We start from the raw sequence: 20,203 nt of genomic DNA, 5'->3' as shown, positions 1-20,203 counted from the left end.
TTCATACAGGTAGAAAGCAATGGGCAGATATCTCTTCCTAAGGCTCGTAGACGCCATACCGACTATCTGGCTGGTGTTGACGCTCGTCTTCATTGCGATGCGCATTCTGCCCGGCGATCCGGCGATAGCTGCTCTGGGGGACGCCGCTCTCCCGGAGCAGCTCGCGCAGTTCCGCGCCAAGATGGGCCTCGATGTGCCCCTCTGGCATCAATATATCAACTTCCTCTACGGGGTCGTGACCTTCAATCTCGGCACCTCCTATATGAACGGCGCCTCGGTGCTCGACCTTATCGGCCGCAACCTGCCCTACACGATCGAGCTGACCGTGGTCGCTATGATCATGGGTGTCGGTGCCGGCGTGCCGATAGGCGTGATGGCCGCGACCAATCGCGACAAGCTGCCGGACAACAGCGTGCGTGCCTTCTCGCTTTTCGGTTATGCCGTTCCGGATTTCTATCTCGGCGCGCTGCTCCTGATCATTTTCGCGCTCAATCTGCGCCTGTTCCCGATCAATGGGGCGGGCTATGGTTTTGCCGACCGCATGTATCACGTCTTCCTGCCGGCCTTGACGCTGGCGTTGGTCAAGGCCGCCTTCATCGGCCGCCTGACGCGCACGTCGCTCCTTGAGGTGCTGGGCAAGGACTATGTCCGCACCGCGCGTGCCAAGGGCGCGCGCGAGCCGAGGGTCATCTATCGCCATGGCCTGCGCAATGCGCTTTTGCCGCTGACGACGGGCATGGGCCTCAGCCTGCTTGCTACCTTCTCCGGGTCGGTGGCCGTCGAGCTGGTCTTCAACCGGCCCGGCATCGGCAGGCTGTTGATTCAGGCGATCAATGAGCGCGATTACGGCGTCATCCAGGGCGGTGTCATCGTCTTTGCCATGGTTGTCGTGCTGATCAACCTGGTGATGGACCTGCTCTATATCGTCATCGATCCTCGCATTCGGGTGAAATAATGAACACGATCACCGCTCCCATCGGGTCGCAGGCCGATACGCCGCATCTGGCGCCCGCGCCGGGCTTCAGCACTCTGTTGCGCCAGATGATATTCGGCCGGCCCTCCACCATCTTCGCCTTCGCCATCGTGCTGGTGTTCTTTTTGATCGCCGTCTTCGCACCGCTGCTTGCTCCCTACGATCCGTTGCAGCAGGGCATTCTTGCCGTGAACAAGCCGCCGTCGGCAGCGCATTGGCTCGGTACCGACCAGTTCGGCCGCGATGTGCTGTCACGCATGATCTACGGCTCGCGCAATTCGCTGCTGTTCGGGCTGATCTCGCCCGCGCTCGCTGCCATATGCGGCACGGCGCTCGGCGTCGTCGCCGGCTATTTCGGCGGCATCGTCGATCGCCTGATCAGCCGGGTCATCGATCTGCTGCTCTCTTTCCCAGAGCTGCTGCTGGCGATCATGATCGCCGCGGTTCTCGGCGGCGCTTTCTGGAACATCGTCGCGGTCATCACCGTCGCCTTCGTGCCGGGCTTTGCCCGCGTCGCCCGCGCCTCGACACTGGCGGTCAAGCAGGAGCCCTATGTCGAAGCCTCCGTCGCCATCGGGCTCAGCACGCCAGTCATCATCTTCCGCCACATCATTCCGAACATCGCAGCGCCCATCGTCGTGCTGATGACGCTCTGGGTCGCCTCCGCCATTCGTCTCGAGGCATCGCTGAGCTTCCTCGGCATCGGAACGCGCCCGCCGAATCCGAGCTGGGGCAATATCATCCGAGATGGCCTGAACAATCTTTTCGGCTCGCCATGGCCGATCATCGCCGCCGGCTTCGCCATCACCTGCGTGGTGCTCTCGTTCAACCTTGCCGGTGACGCGGTGCGCGACCTGCTCGATCCGGAGACCGCATCATGATTGCCGAAACATCGTCCAAGCAAAACCAGGGTCAATCCCAGTCTCAATCCCGATCCGGCAAGCAGGTGCCCCTTCTCAAGGTGGAGAACCTTTCGGTCGAATTCGGCCCCAAGGATCGGCCAATCCGCGTCGTCAACGGCGTCAGTTTCGAAATTGCCGCCGGTGGCGCAGTCGGCATCGTCGGCGAATCCGGCTCCGGCAAGTCGATTACCTCGCTCGCCACCATGGGCCTCATCCCCATGCCGCCCGGCCGCATTGCGGAGGGCCGCGTCGAGCTGGAGGGCGTCAATCTTCTGGAACTGCCGCGCTCGAAAATGCCTGAGATTCGTGGCCGTGATATCGCGATGATCTTCCAGGAGCCGATGAGTTCGCTCAATCCGGTCATGACCATCGGCGATCAGATCGGCGAGGCGATCAAGCTGCATGAAAAATCGAGTCGCGAGGAGCGGCGCGCCCGCATCATCGAGCTTTTGAAGCTCGTGGGTATGCCCGATCCGCAAAAGCGCATCGCGGCCTATCCGCATCAGTTCTCGGGCGGCATGCGTCAGCGCGTGATGATCGCCATGGCCGTCGCCTGCAATCCGAAACTCCTGATTGCCGACGAACCGACCACGGCCCTCGATGTCACCATCCAGGCGCAGGTGCTGGAGCTGATGAAGAAGGTGCGGCGGGAGCTGAACACCGCCGTGCTGTTGATCTCGCACGATCTTGGCGTTGTCGCCGATATCGCGGAGCGGGTGATCGTCATGTATGCCGGCCGCGTGGTGGAGGACGGAGACGTGCGCACCATCTTCCGTAATCCCGGCCATCCCTATACGCGCGGCCTTTTGCAATCCGTGCCGAAACTGAAGGACGACCGCAAGCGACTGTATCAGATTCCGGGCTCAGTGCCGCTCGCCGGCGCGGTCAAGCAGGGCTGTCCCTTCTATGCCCGCTGCGCCGACCGGATCGACAAATGCGCACAAGTTATGCCGCCGATGTTCACCCAGGCCACCGGCCAGAAGGCAGCATGCTGGGTCAGCGCGGGAGCGACGTCATGAAAGAGACGAACACGCAAGACGACCTCATCACCGTCAGGGATTTGGGCAAGACCTTTTCCGATGCCGTCGGGCTGACGCTCGGCAAGACACCTTCGGGCGTGCGCGCCGTCGACGGCGTCTCCTTCACCGTCAAGCGTGCCGAGACCCTGGCACTGGTCGGCGAATCCGGCTGCGGCAAGTCCACGCTTGGGCGGCTGCTTCTGAGGCTGATCGAGCCGACCGAGGGCCAGGTGCTGATGGACGGCGTCGATCTCACCGCATTCAGCCGTGGCGACATGCGGGCGATGCGCGAAAAGATGCAGATGATCTTTCAGGACCCTTACGGGTCGCTGAGCCCGCGCCGCTCGATCGCTCAGATCGTTGCCGAACCGTTGGAGGTCTTCGGCCTGGTCAAGTCGCGACAACAGGCCCGCGATCGCGTGGCCGAACTTTTGACCCGGGTCGGGCTGTCGCCGACTTTCATGGATCGCTACCCCCGGCAGTTTTCCGGCGGCCAGCGACAGCGAATCGGTATTGCGCGGGCGATTTCGGTCAATCCGCAATTCATCGTCGCCGACGAGCCGGTTTCGGCGCTCGATGTTTCTGTGCAGGCACAGATCGTCAATCTGATGCAGGACCTGCAGGAGCAACGCAAGTTCTCCTATTTGTTCATTGCACACGATCTATCGGTCGTGCGCCACATCGCCGATCGCGTCGCGGTGATGTATCTCGGCCGCATCGTCGAGATCGGGCCTAAGGATCGCGTCTATGACCATCCGAGCCATCCTTATACGCAGGCGCTGCTTTCGGCCGTGCCGGAGCCTGATCCCGACGCGCCGAAGACCCGCATCATCCTGAAGGGTGACGTGCCGAGCCCGGCCAACGTGCCACCCGGCTGCAGCTTTCATACGCGCTGCCCGATTGCCGAAGCGATCTGCAAGTCCGAAAGGCCGCCTCTCGCGCAGACCGTGCCGGGCCATTTTGTTGCCTGTCACTTCGCAAAGCCCAATCCAATACCGGTTGCGCCGCGGACCGCGACGTCAGCGATCGCTTGAGGCAGGTGGGATGATTTGTCGTCGTTCCGCCCTAACTTGACCTTTATGAACACAAGGACGGCCCGATGAGTTTCAAGGCTCTTGTTACCGAGCGCGACGCTGCCGGCGCCGTCGCCTCGACTGTGCAGACGCTCGAAAATGACCGGTTGCCTGAGGGCAATGTCACGGTCGCGGTGGAATGGGCCGACGTCAATTACAAGGACGGCCTGTGCCTGACGGGGGGCGGTGGTCTGGTGCGCACCTATCCGCATGTCGCCGGCGTCGATTTTTCCGGGACGGTGATCGAGAGCGCCGATCCGCGCTATCGCGCCGGCCAGAAGGTCGTGCTCACAGGATGGCGTGTCGGCGAGAACCATTGGGGCGGCTATGCCGAGAAGGCCAGGGTCTTCGGCGACTGGCTGGTGCCGCTTGCAGAAGGGCTTTCCACGCGCGATGCCATGGTCATGGGAACCGCGGGGCTGACGGCGATGCTCGCGGTCGATCGGCTGGAAGCCAACGGCCTGAAGCCCGGCGACGGCGAAGTGCTGGTGACAGGCGCCGGCGGTGGCGTCGGCACGGTCGCGATCCATCTGCTTTCCAAACTCGGTTATGAGGTCGCGGCAATCTCCGGCCGCCCGCATTTGTCCGAGGAATTGAAGGCGCTCGGGGCAAAGACGATCATGAGCCGCGAAGAGTTCTTCGCTGCGGCCGACAAGCCGCTCGAAAGCGCCCGCTGGGCCGCAGCCATCGATTCGGTGGGCGGGGCGATGCTCGGCAAGCTTCTGAAGCAGGTCAGATATCACGGAGCCGTGGCCGCCATCGGTAATGCCGGTGGCGTGACGTTCGAGACCAACGTCCTGCCCTTCATTCTGCGTGGTGTCGCGCTTCTGGGCATCGACAGCGTCATGCAGCCCTATGAGCGGCGTGTCGCCGCCTGGGCACGTATCGCCGAATTGTTCGATTTTTCGGCCTATGACAGTTTCGTCAAGGAAATCACGCTGGAGGATTTGCCGGAAGCGGCCAAGGCCATTCTGGCGGGGCAGGTTCGCGGCCGCCTGATCGTGCGGATATGAGTGTCGTCGCTGATCCTGCCCACTCGCCCTCACCCTTCGAGGCGTCGGCTTTCGGCCCCCGCTCCTCAGGGTGAGGGCGGACCTATTGTGCGCAGCCGCGTAGCTTACTCCACCTCATCTGAGTTGCGGAGCTTGAAGAGCGGAGCCTCGAAGGACGAGGTGGCCCGCTGACTTTTCGCAGGACAGTTAGGGCGTGCGTTGCCGATTATTCAATTGCAACCACAACCCTAGTTTTCGTCCAATGTAACAGTTTGTTGCGCTAAGCCACACAAAAATGGACAAAATTTAATGGCCATACCAAATTCCTAAGCGACCAACTGCAAGCTAAAGTCGCGCCAATATCGCACCGGCAGATCGGTAAAGCCGGAGCCGTGAAGGAAGGTATGTTGATGGCTCGGACATTTCGGGTCCTGATATCGGTAGCAATGATCGGCGCCGTGGGCTACAGCGCCTATGTGACACGCGATCGCTGGCTCGGAAGCGCCGAGCGGCTGCTCGGCTATCAGAGCGCGGCTCAGCCCAATGAGCAGGCCCAGGGTGAACGCCGTGGCAATCAAGGGCAGGGTGCAGGCCAGGCCGGCGGACGTCGGCGCGGCGGCCTTTCGCAATTCACCGGTCCCGTTCCGGTGCTGGCGGCGGATGCGAAAGCCACGGATGTGCCGGTCTATATCGACGGCGTCGGCTCGGTGAAGGCGCTGAACACGGTGACGGTGCGCGCTCAGGTCAGCGGCAAGGTCGTCGAAATCGGTTTCGGAGAAGGCCAGGACATCAAGAAGGGCGACGTCATCGCCCGCATCGACGATGCCGTCTACAAGGCCCAACTCGACCAGGCTGTCGGCAAGAAGGCCCAGGACGAGGCCTTGCTGGCCGGCGCGAAACGCGACCTCGAGCGCTTTCAGCGTATGGTGGCGACCGCTTCCGGTACCCAACAGCAGGTCGATACCGCGACATCCCAGGTGGCGCAATATACGGCGGCGATCCAGTCCGATCAGGCAGCCATTGAAAGTGCGCAGGCGACGCTCGACTATACGACGATCAAGGCGCCGATCGACGGGCGCACCGGCATCCGCAACGTCGATGTCGGCAATCTCGTCAGCGCGTCGGACGCGACGGGCATCGTGACGCTGTCGCAGATCAAGCCGATTTCCGTCCTGTTTTCCGTTCCGCAGCAGCAGCTTGCCCGTGTCAACGCAGCAAGTGCCGTGGGCACACTTTCGGTCCAGGCGATAGCGAGCGACGGTCAGACTGTGGTCGATAACGGCACGTTGGCGGTGGTCGACAATCAGGTCGACCCGACCACAGGCACGGTGCGATTGAAGGCCAATTTCCCGAACGACAAGCTGGCGCTGTGGCCGGGCGCCTTCGTCAACGCCCGCTTGCTGGTCGAGACGCTGAAGGGCGTGACGGTCATCCCGACCGCTGCCGTGCAGCGCGGACCGAACGGTACCTTCGTCTACATCATCCGACAGGATGAGACGGTTGCCATGAAGCCGGTGAAGGTGCGCCAGCAGGACGACGTGCAGGCCGTCATCGCCGATGGCGTCGTCCCCGGCGACAAGGTGGTGACGACAGGTTTTGCCCGTCTGCAGGATGGTTCGAAAGTGCAGATTTCCGCCGCGGCCGGCGCATCGGCACCAGCTGTGACGACCCCTGTTACCGAGGGGCAGCCGGTTGCCGAAAACGCAACGCAAAACAATCAGGCTCAAACGCCCGGCAACGCCGCCAATGATGGCCAACGGCCGCACCGCCAGCATAACGGCCAGGGTGGCGGCAACGGTGGTCACCGTCGACAGAACGCGGATGGCGCCGGCGGCAATAACGCCAATTCCAACGCGAATACGGACGGCAACGATGCTGCCGTCACCAGTTCAACGACACGACAGCAATGAACGTCTCGTCGCTCTTCATTTCCAGGCCGATTGCCACTTCGCTTCTCGGGGTGGCCATTCTGTTGGGCGGCATTCTCGGCTTTCTCTTCCTGCCGGTCGCGCCGCTGCCGCAGGTGGATTTTCCGACCATCCAGGTGACGACGCAATTGCCGGGCGCCGATCCCGATACGATGGCGGCATTGGTGACTGCGCCTCTGGAGCGGCCGCTCGGGCAGATCCCGTCGTTGGCGTCGATGACCTCATCCAGCGCCTTCGGCATCAGCCAGATCACCCTGCAATTCGATCTCGGCCGCGACATTGACGGGGCGGCCCAAGACGTGCAGGCGGCGATCAATGCCGCCGGCTCGACGCTGCCGCGCACGCTGCCCTATCCGCCGACCTATTCGAAGGTGAACCCGGCCGATACGCCGATCGTTACGCTGGCGCTGCGCTCCAATAGCTATTCGATCCGTGAACTCAGCGATTTCGCCGATACGATGATGGCGCAGCGGCTCAGCGAGGTCTCGGGGGTCGGCAATGTCAGCATCCAGGGTGGCGTCAAGCCCGCCATTCGCATCCAGGCCGACTTGCCGCGGCTTGCCTCCTATGGCCTGGCGCTGGAAGATCTGCGCACGGCGATCACCAATGCCAGCGTTGCCGGCGCCAAGGGTGCGCTCGACGGCACGCAGCAGAGCTTCACGCTCGCCGCCAATGACCAGATTGTCGATCCCAACATCTACAAATCCGTCATTGTCGCCTATCGCAACAATGCGCCCGTGCAGCTGAAGGATGTCGCCACTGTCGTCGAGGGGCTGGAAAACAACCGTGTCGGCGCCTGGTACCAGGGCCAGCCGGCCGTCATCCTCGACATCATGCGCCAGCCGGGAGCCAACGTCATCCAGACGGTCGAGAGCGTGCTGAAGCAGATCCCGCGGCTGAAGCAGGCACTGCCGGCCGGCATCTCGCTCGATATCGTCAACGACCGCACCGACACGATTCGCGCCTCGATCCATGACGTGCAATGGACGCTCGTCGTCAGCATCGGCCTGGTCATCCTCGTCGTTCTGCTGTTCCTGCGGACGGTGACGGCGACCTTCATCGCCGGCGTGGCCCTGCCGCTGTCGCTGATCGCGACCTTCGGCGTCATGTGGTTTGCCGGTTTCAGCCTCGACAATCTGTCCCTCATGGCGCTTACCATCGGCACGGGCTTCGTCGTCGACGACGCCATCGTGATGATCGAGAATATCGCCCGCCATATAGAAGAGGGCGAGAGCCCGATGCAGGCGGCTCTGAAAGGCGCCGGCGAAATCGGCTTCACCATTATCTCGCTGACCTTCTCGCTGATCGCCGTCTTCATTCCCCTGCTGTTCATGACCGGTATCGTCGGGCGCATGTTCCGCGAGTTCGCGTTGACACTGACCATCGCGGTTGTCGTGTCGGCGGTGATCTCGCTGACTTTGACGCCAATGATGTGCGCCCGCATCCTGCGCAAACCGAAGGAAGACCGCGGCGGCTTGCTGGCGGGCACCGACCGCGGCATGGGTCGGCTGATCGAGGGCTATCGGCGCAGTCTCGTCTGGGCGGTGAACCGCAGCACCTTCATGCTGCTGGTCACGGTGGTGACGCTTGCCGCCACGATCGCGCTTTACATCTTCATCCCCAAAGGCTTCCTGCCGCCGCAGGATACCGGCCTGATCACCGCCGTCGTCGAGACGGAGCCTACTACTTCCTTCGAAGCGATGAAGCAGACGCAGGAAACGGTGGCCAACCGGCTGCGCAAAGACCCTGACGTAACGGGTATCGTCTCGGTCATCGGCACCAGCGCCAGCAATCTGACGCTCAATACCGGCAATCTCAGCCTCATATTGAAGCCGAGGGACGAGAGGGCCGCGTCAGCGACCGAAATCATCGACCGCATGCGGGATGAAGTTGCGGATCTGCCCGGTATCCACGTCACCTTCCAGAGCGTGCGCGGCATCTCGATCAGCACGCGCGCCAGCCGAGCGCCCTACCAGTATACGCTGACCGGCACTGACACGGCGACGGTGGTGGACTGGGCGGAGAAGCTGGTGCAGCGACTGCAGCAGAGCTCCAAGCTGATTGATGTCGCTTCGGAAGTCGAAATGGGCGGTGGCCGCATCTTCGTCAACGTCGACCGCGAGACCGCCTCACGCCTTGGCGTCTCGATGCAGGCCGTCAGCGACACGCTGAACGATGCTTTCGGCCAGCGTCAGATCGCCACCATTTACGGCCAGGCCAATCAGTACCGCGTTATCCTCGAGGCGGCGCCGCAATATCAGTCGGACCCGAAATCGCTCGACAAGCTCTACGTCGCTGGCGCCGGCGACACGCAGGTGCCGCTCAATGCCTTTACGACGGCCGCGTTCATGACGGCGCCGTTGGTCATTAGCCACGACGAACAGTTCCCGGCAGTGACCATCAGTTTCGATCTTGCCAAGGGCGCCTCCCTCAGCGAAGCCGTCACCGAGGTCCAGGCGGCGGAGCGCGATATCGGCATGCCGAACTCGATACAGCGTAATTATTCCGGCGATGCCCAGGAGTTCGCCTCGTCGCTTGCCGGCGAGCCCTGGCTGATCCTGGCGGCTGTCGTGACGATCTATATCGTCCTCGGGCTGCTTTATGAAAGCGCCGTGCACCCCGTGACGATCCTCTCGACCTTGCCGTCGGCGGGCGTTGGCGCGCTGCTGGCGCTGATGCTGTTCGGCCAGGACCTGTCGATCATCGCCCTGATCGGCATCGTGCTGCTGATGGGTATCGTCAAGAAGAACGCGATCATGATGATCGACTTCGCGCTGGAGGCCGAGCGCAAGGAAGGGTTGGCGCCGCGTGAGGCGATCTTGAAAGCCTCGATCCTCCGCTTCCGTCCAATCATGATGACGACGCTCGCCGCGCTCTTCGGTGCGCTGCCGCTGGCGCTGGCGCATGGCACCGGGGCGGAACTGCGCATTCCGCTCGGCATCACCATCATCGGCGGCCTGGTGCTGTCGCAGCTTTTGACGCTCTATACGACGCCGGTGATCTATCTTGCCTTCGAAAGCCTGCGCGCCCGCGTTGTCGGGCGGCCGACCGGCGCGCCGGCTCCGGAGCTTGACGAAGTTGTGGGTGGCGGGACATGAGCCTTTCGGAGCCGTTCATCAAACGTCCTGTCGGAACCACGCTTCTGGCGATCGGCCTGATGATCCTCGGCATCGTCGCCTACCGTTTCTTGCCGGTCGCCAGCCTGCCGACTGTCGATCTGCCGACGATCGTGGTCTCCGCCAGCCGTCCCGGCGCCGACCCCGCGAGCATGGCGGCAAGCGTCGCAGCCCCACTCGAGCGGCATCTCGGCACCATTGCCGGCATCACGCAGTTGACCTCCGTCAGCTCGCTCGGATCGAGCAGCATCGTCGCGCAATTCGATCTGTCGCGGAGCGTTGACGGTGCGGCGCAGGACGTACAGGCAGCGCTGAACGCCGCGGCGACTGACTTGCCGGGTGATCTGCCGACCTTGCCTTCCTTCCGCAAGATCAACCCGGCGGCGGCACCCGTCCTGATCCTGGCGCTGACGTCTGACAATGTGTCGCCGAGCGCCATCTACGATGCTGCCGACACCGTGGTGGTGCAGCGCATTTCCCAGGTGGATGGTGTCGGCGGCGTCACTGTCAGCGGTGCCGACCAGCCTGCCGTGCGTGTCAGGCTCGATCCCGACCGCCTTTCCGCCATGGGTCTGTCGCTGGACAATATCCGCACGGCGATCGTCAACGCCAATGTGCTCGGCCCTATTGGCTCGATCGACGGTAACAGCGCCGCCTTCTCGATTTCCATGAATAGTCAGCTGCGGACACCGGAGGCTTATGGCCGGATTGTCGTCCGCAGCGGCGACGGCACGGCTGTCCGCCTTTCCGACATCGCCACCGTTGAGCCTGGTGTCCGCAACAGCCGCTCGGATGCCTGGTACGACGGCAAGCCGTCGGTGCTACTCAACATCACCAGAGCGGCGGACGCCAATGTCATCGCCACTGTCGATGGCGTGAAGGCGTTGATCCCGGAACTGCAGCGTCTGATCCCATCCGGCGTCCACATCGCGGTTCTCTCGGACCGCACCACGACGATCCATGCCAGCGTCACCGACATGCAATGGACGTTGCTCGCCACGATTTGCCTGGTCATGGCCGTGGTCTTCATCTTCCTCCGGCGCGCCACGACGACCTTTGCGGCCGGTGTCACCGTGCCATTGTCGCTGTGCGGCACCTTTGCCGCGATGTGGCTCGTCGGACTGTCGATCGACAATCTGTCGCTGATGGCGCTTGCGGTCTCCGTCGGCTTCGTTGTCGACGACGCCATCGTGATGATCGAGAATATCTATGCGAACCTCGAAACCGGCATGAAGCCGATGAAGGCGGCGCTCGAGGGCGCGAAGCAGATCGGTTTCACCGTCGTTTCGATCAGCCTGTCGCTGCTCGCAGCTTTCATTCCCCTGTTTTTCATGGGCGGCATCGTCGGACGGTTCTTCCAGACTTTCTCGCTGACGCTCGGCTTCACCATCGTCGTCTCGACACTGGTGTCGCTGACGCTGACGCCGATGATCTGTGGGCATCGGCTGCGGTCGTACGACAAGGACGCGCGGCCCGGCCTGTTCGGCCGGATCGTCGAAGGGACGCTGGGTGCGATCACCAATTTCTACGGCCGGACGCTGAAGGCGGTATTGCATCATCGCGTGCTCTCCGTCCTCGTCATCCTCGCCTGCGTCGTCATGTCCAGCTATCTCTATGTCAAGGTACCGAAGGGTTTCATTCCGCAGGATGATACCGGCTACATCCAGGGCGGCACGGAGGCGGCAACCGATATTTCCTATCCGGCCATGGTCAAGCTGCAGCAGCAGGCGGCCGATATGGTTGCCAAGGATCCGGCTGTCTCCGGTGTCGGGTCGTCCGTGGGTGGCGGCGGTTTTTCGAGTTCGATCAATCGCGGGCAATTGTTCATTTCGCTGAAGCCCGCATCGGAGCGTGTGTCGACCGCGGAGGTAATCGACCGGCTGCGCAAGCAATTAACGGCCACTCCCGGGCTCAGCACTTTCCTGTTTTCGCCGGGCGATATCCGCGCCGGGGCGCGTCAGTCGCAGTCGCAATATCAGTTCACGCTCTGGGGGGCGAATTATGATGAGCTGGTGGAATGGGCGCCGAAAGTGCTCGAACGTCTGCAGGCCCTGCCGCAACTCACCGACGTCGCCACCGACCGGCAGCCGAACGGCCTGCAGGCGACGGTCAATATCAACCGCGGTGAAGCCTCGCGCCTTGGCGTCAGCATCCAGTCGATCGACGCGGCGCTGAACAATGCCTTCGCGCAGCGGCAGGTCTCGACCATCTATACCCAGCGCAATCAATATCGCGTCGTGCTGGAGGCCGATCCCAGCTACGCCCGCGATCCCAACGATATCTCGAAGCTCTATGTGCCGGCCTCGGGCGGCATTCAGATTCCGCTAAATGCCGTGGCGTCGGTCGATCGGACGCTGGCGCCGCTGGTGGTCAATCACCAGGGGCAATATCCTTCCGTGACCATCTCCTACAATCTGGCGCTCAACACAGTGCTGGAAACAGCAAACGATGCCATTCAGCAAGCGGTGCTCGAAATGCACCTGCCGGACACGCTGCATGCGGATTTCGCCGGCGATGCGGCCAACGTGACTCAATCCGCGAGCAGCCAGCCGTTGTTGCTTCTAGCCGCGCTGCTAACGGTCTACATTGTCCTCGGTATCCTATACGAGAGCCTGGCGCATCCGCTGACGATCATCTCGACGCTGCCATCAGCCGGTCTCGGCGCGCTGCTGGCGCTGGTTATCAGCGGCACGGAACTGACGATCATCGCTTTCATCGGCATCATCCTGTTGATCGGCATCGTCAAGAAGAACGGCATCATGATGGTGGATTTCGCGCTGCAGGGGGAACGCAAGCTCGGCCTGCCATCGGAAGAGGCGATCTATGAAGCCTGCCTGAAACGCTTCCGCCCGATCCTGATGACCACGCTCGCTGCCCTGATGGGCGCCATTCCCCTGATCATCGCCACCGGCCCCGGAGCAGAGCTCCGCCGCCCCCTCGGCATCACCATCGTCGGCGGCCTGATCGTCTCGCAGATCCTGACGCTCTACACGACGCCGATCATCTATCTGATGCTGGCCAAGCTCCACGCCAGGTGGTCGACGAAGCAACAGCCGGTACCGCCTGTATCTTCGCTGCCGACTTGAGCGGGAGTGGAACGGGCTGGATCAGGCCCGATAGTCCCATGGATTGATGATCACGATTCCGGTGCCCAAAAAATCCGGCACGTTGCGTGTTGCCAGCGTTGCCCCACGAGATGCTGCAATTGCCGCAATCTGGGCGTCGAACTGGCTGATCGGCCTGCCTTCCTGACGCCGCGATGTTGCAATCACGGAGTAAGCGCTCGCTGCTTCGCTGTCGAACGCTAGAACTCGTCCGGCAAAATCCTCTTCGAATATTGGGAGAATGGCAGCTTCCAGTTGGCTCCGGCGTCTACCGGAGGGCAACAGTCTGAGACCATAAAGGATTTCTGCCTGGGTGGTCGCCGTCGTAAAGATGGACAGGGGAGGCTGGGCGGCGAGCCAGGCCTCGACGGTTGTCGACGGTGATGGTGTCAGAAGTTCCGAAATAACGTTGGTATCGAGAATGATCATGGATCAAGCTCGACCGGTCGGATCGGTTCGCGTGGCGCAATCTCAAGTACGACACCACCAGTTGCAGCCATGCGGCGGCGAATAGCTTCCGCCAAGTTAGGCTGCCGCTTGTCCTCAGCCGACAATGCAGCTCGCAAGATGTCGCGTGCCTCGTCCTCCATCGATCGTCCATGTGCTGCTGCGCGAATTCGCAATCGCGCCTTTAGATGATCGTCGATATTGCGGATCGTCATGCTGGCCATTGAGATTCTCCAGTCATCAATGATTGCATATTAATCATTGATGACAGAGTTTTCAAATGGCCGTCATTAAGTGGTGGGTGTGGACGCTCCATCTGTCGCGCCGCGCTCAATCACGATCTTCAGCGCGTTGCGGTGACTGTCCCAATAGGGTAGCGCTTTTTCGGCCTCTTCAAAAGGAAAGACTTTCGAGATCAGCGCGTCGGCCTTGTCGCCGATCGTCTCAAGATGGCTGACGACGCTTTGAAAGTCGCGCATCAGGGCGTTGCGGGAGCCCATGATGTCGAGTTCCTTCAGGTTGAAGAACTGCGTCTGGTAGGTGACCGGCGCCTTGGAATAGCCGACATAGACGACACGGCCGCCAAAGCAGGCGAGATCGACAGCTTGGGTGAAGGTCGCGGGCAGGCCGACAGCCTCGAAAGCGATATCCACGCCGTCATCGCCGGTCAGTTCGCTTACCCTGGCGACGACATCGTCGCTACCGGCGTCGATCGTCTCGACGGCGCCGAGCTGCCGGGCAAGAGCGCGTTTTTCCTCGCTAAGATCGACGGCGAGGACTTCGGCGCCGCGGGCGACCGCGGCGATCAGGACGCCCATGCCGATCATGCCGCAGCCGAGGACGACCACGCGGTCGCCTTTCGCCACCCGGCCGCGTTCGACAGCGTGAAAGCCGACGGACAGCGGCTCGACTAGGGACAGATGACGCGGCGGCAGCGTGTCGTTGAGGATCAGCTTTTCGGCCGGCAGCACGATCTCCTCGGCCAGCCCGCCATCTTGTTGCACGCCAAGCGTCTTGTTGTAGCGGCAGGCGTTGAGCCGGCCCTTGCGGCAGGAGCTGCACTCCCCGCAATTGGTATAGGGCATGACGATGACACGGCGGCCGGGCGCATAGGCGGGATCGACACCGGGGCCGACGGCAACGATCTCGCCGCCGATTTCATGGCCGGGAATGCGCGGCAGCTTCACCAGCGGGTTGAGGCCCTTGAAGGTGTTGAGATCGCTGCCGCAGAGGCCAATATGCCGGACACCGACGCGGACCTGGCCCGCGCCCAGCGGCGCTTCCTCTATGTCGTGGAAGCGCGTGACGTTTTCTGCCTCGATCATCAAAGCCCTGATCATAGCATTCTCCTCCCTTAAAGCGTGCAGGTGGCGCTTCTTAGTGCGCCGTGTCCGGGGCTGGCTCCGATGCCGCGGTGCTTGACGGCCGCTTTCCACCCTTGAAGACGCGGCGGACCGAGACGAAGAGCAGCGGGATGAAGAAGACGCCAAGCACGGTGGCCGAGATCATGCCGCCCATGACGCCGATGCCGATCGAGTTCTGGCTGCCGGAGCCCGCGCCGTTCGCGATGGCCAGCGGCATGACGCCGAGGATGAAGGCGAGCGACGTCATCAGGATCGGACGCAGGCGCTGGCGGGCCGCCTCCAGCGTCGCCGGAACTAGGTCCTTGCCGCTGTTCTGCTGCTCGATGGCGAATTCGACGATCAGGATGGCGTTCTTGGCGGCGAGACCGATGGTGGTGAGCAGGCCGACCTTGAAGTAGACGTCGTTCGACTGGCCGAAGAGGGTGGCCGCCAATAGCGCCCCGAAGATCCCGATCGGAACCGACAGCATGACGGCGAGCGGGATCGACCAGCTCTCATAAAGCGCAGCCAGTGCCAGGAAGACGACCAGGATGGAGATGGCGTAGAGCTGGCTGGCCTGGTTGCCGGAGAGCTTTTCCTGAGCCGAGAGGCTGGTCCATTCATGGCTGAAGCCCGGCGGCAAGCTCGCCATGATCTGGTCGATCTGGTTCATGGCGTCGCCGGACGAAACGCCGGGGGCAGCAGCACCCTGAATTTCGACGGCCGACGAGCCGTTATAGCGTTCGAGGCGCGGCGAGCCATAGTTCCATTTGCCGGAGGCAAAGGCCGAGAAGGGCACCATGGCACCATCGGAGTTGCGCACGTACCAGCGGTCGAAATCCTCCGGCTGCATGCGGAACTTGGCGTCGGCCTGCACGTAGACCTTCTTGACGCGACCGCGGTCGATGAAATCGTTGACATAGGTACTGCCCCAGGCCGTCGACAGTGTCGCGTCGATATCGGAAAGCTTGATGTTGAGGGCGCTTGCCTTTTCCTGGTCGATCACAACCGAATATTGCGGGGTATCTTCCTGGCCGTTCGGGCGCGTGCCGAACAGTTTGGGGTTTTTCGCGGCGGCGCCCAGCAACTGGTTGCGGGCGGCAATGAGCTGATCATGCCCTGCGTTGTTGATGTCCTTGATGAAGAAATCGAAGCCCGCGGAACTGCCGAAGCCCGGGATTGCCGGCGGCGCGAGCGCGAAGACGCTGCCATCCTTTATCTTCGAGAAGGCGCCCATGGCGCGGGCGGCGATCGCCTGCGCCTTGCTTTCCTTTGTCTGACGCTCCGCGAAATCCTTCAGCTTGATGAAGGCCAGGCCGACGTTTTGCCCCTGTCCGCCAAAGCCAAAACCTGCGACGGTGAAGACGGCGTCGACATAAGGCTTTTCCTTTTCGAGATAGTACTGCCTGACCTGCGCCAGCACGTCTTTGGTGCGGTAGTCCGTAGCACCCGGCGGGAGCTGCACGCTGGTGATCAGGATGCCCTGGTCTTCGTCCGGCAGGAACGAACTGGAAAGATGGTTGAACAGATAGCCGACGACGCCGGCGATCAGCAGGAACAGGACAAGGAAGAAGGGAGCGCCTTTGATGATGCGGCGCACGCTATACTGATATCCATGGACGCCACGCTCGAAGTTGCGGTTGAACAAGCCGAACAGGCCCCGCTCCTTGGCGCCGTGCTCGGGCTGCTTGAGAATGGTGGCGCAAAGCGCGGGCGTCAGGATGAGCGCGACAATGACCGACAGGATCATCGCCGAAACGATCGTCACCGAGAACTGACGGTAGATGACGCCGACCGAGCCGGAGAAGAAGGCCATTGGGATGAACACGGCCGACAGAACCGTGGCGATGCCGATCAAGGCGCCGGTGATTTCCTGCATCGACTTGATGGTTGCCTCGCGCGGAGATAGTCCCTCCTCCTCCATCACGCGCTCGACGTTTTCGACCACGACGATTGCGTCGTCCACCAAGAGGCCGATCGCCAGCACCATGCCGAACATGGTGAGCGTGTTGATGGAGTAGCCGAAGGCCGACAGCACGCCGAACGTGCCGAGCAGAACGATCGGAACGGCAAGTGTCGGAATCAGCGTGGCGCGGATGTTCTGCAGGAAGACGAACATGACGATGAAGACGAGCACGATGGCTTCGAACAACGTCTTCACCACATCCTCGATCGACAGCTTGACGAAGGGCGTCGTGTCATAGGGATAGACGACTTCGACATTCGGCGGCAGCGTCTGCTTCAGGCTGTTGATGGTCGACTGCACGGCCTCGGCCGTGTTGATGGCGTTGGCACCCGAGGCAAGCATGATCGCGAGACCGGCCGAGGGCTGATTGTTGAAGGCGCTCGAGCTGGTGTAGCTGTCGGCGCCCAGCTCGACGCGAGCGACGTCGTTGAGGCGTACCAACGAACCGTTGGACTGGCTCTTCAGGATGATGTTGTTGAATTGTTCCGGTGTCTGCAGGCGGCTTTTGGCCGTCACCGTCGCATTGAGCTGCTGGCCCGGCATTTGCGGCAATGCACCGAGCTGGCCGGTCGAAACCTGTGTGTTCTGTGCCTGGATTGCCGAGACCACATCGGACGTCATCAACTGGTATTTCGCAAGCTTGTCCGGATCGATCCAGATGCGCATGGCGTAACCGGCGCCGAAGAGCTGCGTGTCACCGACGCCCGGGACGCGCTTCAGGGTGTCGTTCAGGGTGCTGTTGACGTAGTCGGCGAGGTCGTTGGAATTGAGCTTGCCGTCGGTCGACACGAAGCCGATGACCATCAGGAAGTTCGAGGTCGATTTGGACACCGTGATGCCGGTGCTCTGGACGGACTGCGGCAATTGCGCGGTGACGAGCTGCAGCTTGTTCTGCACCTGCATCTGGGCCACGTCTGGATTGGCCTTGTTGGTGAAGGTCAGCGAGATCGAGGCCTGGCCCGTCGAAGTCGACGTGGAGGCCATGTAGTCGAGATTGTCGATACCGGTCATGCCCTGCTCGATGACCTTGGTCACCGAGTTTTCGACCGTCTGGGCATCTGCGCCTGAATAGGTTGCGGTGATGCGCACCGTCGTCGGCGCGATCTGCGGATATTGCGAGATCGACAGAGTGAAGATCGACAGCGCGCCCGCCAGCATGATGATGATGGCGATGACCCAGGCAAAGATCGGCCGGTCAATGAAGAAACGAGACATCAAACCACCTTACTTCTGCGTGCCGGAGGCTGCTTTGCCATCGGTCTTTTCCAGCTCGACCTGTTCGGCGGGCTTGGTGTCGGCGACCGCTTGCTTCAGCTCGCCGGTCGCATCGTCGATGGTCACAGCGGCGACGTTGACATCCTGGCCGGCACGGACGCGCTGGCCACCTTCGACGATTATCCGGTCGCCGTCCTTCATGCCTTCGTTAATCAGCCAACTGTTGCCGATGCTTCTCTGCACCTTCAGCACCCGCTGCTGAACCTTGTTGTCGTCGCCGACGAACATCGCGACCGGCTCGCCCTTCGTATTGCGCGTAACCGCTCGCTGCGGCACGAGGAAACTGTTTTCCGCGATCGCTTCCTCGATGCTTGCGCGAACGTACATGCCGGGCAGCAACACGCGCTCCGGATTGGGGAAGACAGCGCGCACGGTGATCGTTCCGACGGTCTCCGCGACAGAGGCCTCAGAAAATTGGAGTTTGCCGGTTTCCTTGTATTCGGAACCGTCTTCCAGCGTCAGGTGGACGGAGACGTTGTCGCCGCTGGTCTTCAACCGGCCTTCCGCAATGGCGCGCCGGAACTCGAGCAGGTTGGTGCTCGACTGCGTGACGTCGACATTGATCGGATCGAGCTGGCGGATTGTGGTCAGCGCCGTCGTCTGGTCGGCGGTTACGAGCGCGCCGACGGTGACTGTCGAGGCATCGACACGGCCGCCGATCGGTGCGCGCAGCTTGGTATAGTCGAGATTGATGCGTGCGGTCTCGAGCGCGGCCTTGGCGGAGGCGACATCGGCCTGCGCCTGGACGAGGGCCGCCTGCGCAGTGTCGTAATCCTGCTGGCTGACAGCGTTCTGGGCGCTCAAGCCCCGGTAACGGTCCATCTTGGCCTGCGCGCTCGGTACAGCGCCTTCTGCCTTCTGCAGAGCAGCGGCGGCGCTGTCATAGGCGGCCTGATAGCTGGCGGGGTCGATTTCGTAGAGCACGTCACCGGCTTTGACTTCGCTGCCTTCCTTGAAATTGCGGCTGCGGATGATACCGCCGACCTGCGGCCTCACTTCAGCGATGAGATAGGCGCTGGTGCGGCCGGGCAGCTCCGCAGTGATCGCAACCGATTGCGGATGCAGCGTCATGGCGCTGACTTCAGCCTTGACGGCAGGCGCGTTGGTTTGCGAAGCCTTCTGCTCGTTGCAACTGGCTAGCGCCAACGTGGCGGCGACCCCTGCTGCGACCAACAACATCCGTATGACTGGGGGGCGTTTGAAGGCCGCCGCACGTACGATTACAGGGGTAGAAGAGGCGAGCGTTCGCACGTTGCTATTTCCCATTGTCTTAATTACAGTACCAAGTAGTACAAAAAATATTTGTACCGTTATAAATGTCAATCTCATTTGGCTTTTTTGAGGTGAGGATGGAAGTGGGGACGCAGGCGAGGAGAAGGGACGCTGACGAAACTGTCGTCGTTCGCCGCCCGCGCGGCCGTCCAAAATCGGCGAGTGACGATGCAAGGCGGGCGGAGATCATCACCGAGGCCCGCGCGACATTTCATGAGTTCGGCTACGGCGGTACGACCATGGATCTTGTCGCTGCGCGATGCAGGATTTCCAAGCAAACCCTCTATCGACTGTTTTCGAGCAAGACGGAACTTTTCATGGCGATTATCGCCAAGCATCGCGCCTCGATGCTGGCCTTGCCACGCGATCCTAAGGAAAATCTGCCGCTCGAGGAGGCGCTGGAACAGATTTTCATGATCAATATCGATGAAGCGGCGGAGCGTGACCGCGAGGCTTTCGTTCATCTCATCATGAGTGAAGCGCAGCAGTTTCCCGAGATTGCAGCGCTGTTGCGCACCTACGGCGCCGAGCAGTCCAGGCAAATGCTGGCTGACTGGCTCAGCCTCCAGCAGAAACGCGGTCTGATCGAAATTGCAGATGCTTCAAGCGGCGCACGCATGCTGATGAACATGATCTTCGGCGCGATGATCTCGCATCCCGGTAAGCCGAACGACTGGCCCGATCGCGAAACCCGCCTGAGACACCTGCGTCAATGCATCGCAATCTTTGTCGCGGGCGCGCAGACGCGTCGGAAGGTCCGATAGGCTTTTGGACCGGTTCAGTGTTTCACGGA

15 protein-coding genes are annotated in these 20,203 nt (G+C 61.9%); 10 read left to right on the top strand and 5 right to left on the bottom strand.

Annotated elements, in window-relative coordinates; translation table 11 throughout:
- Nucleotides 1-19 precede the first annotated feature (19 nt).
- From PY649_RS29240 to PY649_RS29205, 8 genes are all read left to right on the top strand, one after another.
- A complete protein-coding gene (locus tag PY649_RS29240; protein ID WP_285872396.1) occupies nucleotides 20-955 on the top strand; it encodes an ABC transporter permease in 936 nt (311 codons plus the stop codon).
- Nucleotides 955-1,854, top strand: a complete 900-nt coding sequence (locus tag PY649_RS29235; RefSeq protein WP_285872395.1) for an ABC transporter permease — start codon at nucleotides 955-957, stop codon at nucleotides 1,852-1,854. Before PY649_RS29240 ends, PY649_RS29235 begins: the two co-directional genes overlap by 1 nt.
- Nucleotides 1,855-1,919: 65 nt before the next feature.
- On the top strand, nucleotides 1,920-2,894 hold the full coding sequence (locus PY649_RS29230) for an ABC transporter ATP-binding protein (RefSeq protein ID WP_432761425.1): 975 nt from the start codon (nucleotides 1,920-1,922) through the stop codon (nucleotides 2,892-2,894).
- The gene (locus PY649_RS29225) at nucleotides 2,891-3,928 is read left to right on the top strand and encodes an ABC transporter ATP-binding protein (RefSeq protein WP_285872393.1); all 1,038 of its coding nucleotides are present in this window, start codon (nucleotides 2,891-2,893) and stop codon (nucleotides 3,926-3,928) included. Before PY649_RS29230 ends, PY649_RS29225 begins: the two co-directional genes overlap by 4 nt.
- Nucleotides 3,929-3,993: 65 nt before the next feature.
- Nucleotides 3,994-4,980, top strand: coding sequence for an acrylyl-CoA reductase family protein (locus tag PY649_RS29220; RefSeq protein WP_285872392.1), 987 nt, complete (start codon nucleotides 3,994-3,996; stop codon nucleotides 4,978-4,980).
- Between the two features lie 389 nt (nucleotides 4,981-5,369).
- A complete protein-coding gene (locus tag PY649_RS29215) occupies nucleotides 5,370-6,869 on the top strand; it encodes an efflux RND transporter periplasmic adaptor subunit (protein WP_285872391.1) in 1,500 nt (499 codons plus the stop codon).
- A complete protein-coding gene (locus PY649_RS29210) occupies nucleotides 6,866-9,985 on the top strand; it encodes an efflux RND transporter permease subunit (RefSeq protein WP_285872390.1) in 3,120 nt (1,039 codons plus the stop codon). Before PY649_RS29215 ends, PY649_RS29210 begins: the two co-directional genes overlap by 4 nt.
- Nucleotides 9,982-13,089: an efflux RND transporter permease subunit gene (locus PY649_RS29205; RefSeq protein WP_285872389.1), complete on the top strand. Its 3,108-nt coding sequence runs from the start codon at nucleotides 9,982-9,984 to the stop codon at nucleotides 13,087-13,089. The genes PY649_RS29210 and PY649_RS29205 overlap by 4 nt, the downstream gene beginning before the upstream one ends.
- A gap of 21 nt (nucleotides 13,090-13,110) precedes the next feature.
- Here the strand turns inward: PY649_RS29205 and PY649_RS29200 are convergent, their stop codons facing one another.
- From PY649_RS29200 to PY649_RS29180, 5 genes are all read right to left on the bottom strand, one after another.
- Nucleotides 13,111-13,536: a type II toxin-antitoxin system VapC family toxin gene (locus tag PY649_RS29200; RefSeq protein WP_285872388.1), complete on the bottom strand. Its 426-nt coding sequence runs from the start codon at nucleotides 13,534-13,536 to the stop codon at nucleotides 13,111-13,113.
- On the bottom strand, nucleotides 13,533-13,778 hold the full coding sequence (locus tag PY649_RS29195) for a FitA-like ribbon-helix-helix domain-containing protein (RefSeq protein WP_285872387.1): 246 nt from the start codon (nucleotides 13,776-13,778) through the stop codon (nucleotides 13,533-13,535). Before PY649_RS29195 ends, PY649_RS29200 begins: the two co-directional genes overlap by 4 nt.
- 66 nt (nucleotides 13,779-13,844) lie before the next feature.
- A complete protein-coding gene (locus tag PY649_RS29190; protein ID WP_285872386.1) occupies nucleotides 13,845-14,894 on the bottom strand; it encodes a zinc-binding alcohol dehydrogenase family protein in 1,050 nt (349 codons plus the stop codon).
- A 37-nt stretch (nucleotides 14,895-14,931) separates the two neighbouring features.
- Nucleotides 14,932-18,078 (bottom strand): efflux RND transporter permease subunit, encoded by a 3,147-nt coding sequence (locus PY649_RS29185; RefSeq protein ID WP_285872385.1) that lies wholly within the window; start codon nucleotides 18,076-18,078, stop codon nucleotides 14,932-14,934.
- A gap of 9 nt (nucleotides 18,079-18,087) precedes the next feature.
- Nucleotides 18,088-19,317 (bottom strand): efflux RND transporter periplasmic adaptor subunit, encoded by a 1,230-nt coding sequence (locus PY649_RS29180; protein ID WP_285872426.1) that lies wholly within the window; start codon nucleotides 19,315-19,317, stop codon nucleotides 18,088-18,090.
- On the opposite strand from PY649_RS29180, the gene PY649_RS29175 reads away from it, so the two are divergent.
- Both PY649_RS29175 and PY649_RS29170 read left to right on the top strand, forming a co-directional pair.
- The gene (locus PY649_RS29175) at nucleotides 19,208-19,480 is read left to right on the top strand and encodes a hypothetical protein (protein WP_285872430.1); all 273 of its coding nucleotides are present in this window, start codon (nucleotides 19,208-19,210) and stop codon (nucleotides 19,478-19,480) included. The genes PY649_RS29180 and PY649_RS29175 overlap by 110 nt on opposite strands.
- A gap of 7 nt (nucleotides 19,481-19,487) precedes the next feature.
- A complete protein-coding gene (locus PY649_RS29170; RefSeq protein WP_285872384.1) occupies nucleotides 19,488-20,174 on the top strand; it encodes a TetR/AcrR family transcriptional regulator in 687 nt (228 codons plus the stop codon).
- The last annotated feature ends 29 nt before the right edge of the window (nucleotides 20,175-20,203 follow it).

The organism is Rhizobium mayense (genome assembly GCF_030272705.1).
In the GTDB taxonomy this organism is placed as follows: domain Bacteria; phylum Pseudomonadota; class Alphaproteobacteria; order Rhizobiales; family Rhizobiaceae; genus Rhizobium; species Rhizobium mayense.
Note: the sequence above shows the minus strand (reverse complement) of the source record. Positions and strands in the feature narration are given on the sequence as shown.

What these genes read in the sequence shown, in the direction of transcription:
- PY649_RS29205 (WP_285872389.1), top strand. Translation starts at nt 9,982, where the DNA reads ATGAGCCTTTCGGAGCCGTTCATCAAACGTCCTGTCGGAACCACGCTT.
- PY649_RS29235 (WP_285872395.1), top strand. Translation starts at nt 955, where the DNA reads ATGAACACGATCACCGCTCCCATCGGGTCGCAGGCCGATACGCCGCAT.
- PY649_RS29190 (WP_285872386.1), bottom strand. Translation starts at nt 14,894, where the DNA reads ATGATCAGGGCTTTGATGATCGAGGCAGAAAACGTCACGCGCTTCCAC.
- PY649_RS29170 (WP_285872384.1), top strand. Translation starts at nt 19,488, where the DNA reads ATGGAAGTGGGGACGCAGGCGAGGAGAAGGGACGCTGACGAAACTGTC.
- PY649_RS29210 (WP_285872390.1), top strand. Translation starts at nt 6,866, where the DNA reads ATGAACGTCTCGTCGCTCTTCATTTCCAGGCCGATTGCCACTTCGCTT.
- PY649_RS29195 (WP_285872387.1), bottom strand. Translation starts at nt 13,778, where the DNA reads ATGGCCAGCATGACGATCCGCAATATCGACGATCATCTAAAGGCGCGA.
- PY649_RS29220 (WP_285872392.1), top strand. Translation starts at nt 3,994, where the DNA reads ATGAGTTTCAAGGCTCTTGTTACCGAGCGCGACGCTGCCGGCGCCGTC.
- PY649_RS29240 (WP_285872396.1), top strand. Translation starts at nt 20, where the DNA reads ATGGGCAGATATCTCTTCCTAAGGCTCGTAGACGCCATACCGACTATC.
- PY649_RS29200 (WP_285872388.1), bottom strand. Translation starts at nt 13,536, where the DNA reads ATGATCATTCTCGATACCAACGTTATTTCGGAACTTCTGACACCATCA.
- PY649_RS29185 (WP_285872385.1), bottom strand. Translation starts at nt 18,078, where the DNA reads ATGTCTCGTTTCTTCATTGACCGGCCGATCTTTGCCTGGGTCATCGCC.
- PY649_RS29180 (WP_285872426.1), bottom strand. Translation starts at nt 19,317, where the DNA reads ATGTTGTTGGTCGCAGCAGGGGTCGCCGCCACGTTGGCGCTAGCCAGT.
- PY649_RS29215 (WP_285872391.1), top strand. Translation starts at nt 5,370, where the DNA reads ATGGCTCGGACATTTCGGGTCCTGATATCGGTAGCAATGATCGGCGCC.
- PY649_RS29225 (WP_285872393.1), top strand. Translation starts at nt 2,891, where the DNA reads ATGAAAGAGACGAACACGCAAGACGACCTCATCACCGTCAGGGATTTG.
- PY649_RS29175 (WP_285872430.1), top strand. Translation starts at nt 19,208, where the DNA reads ATGGCGCTGACTTCAGCCTTGACGGCAGGCGCGTTGGTTTGCGAAGCC.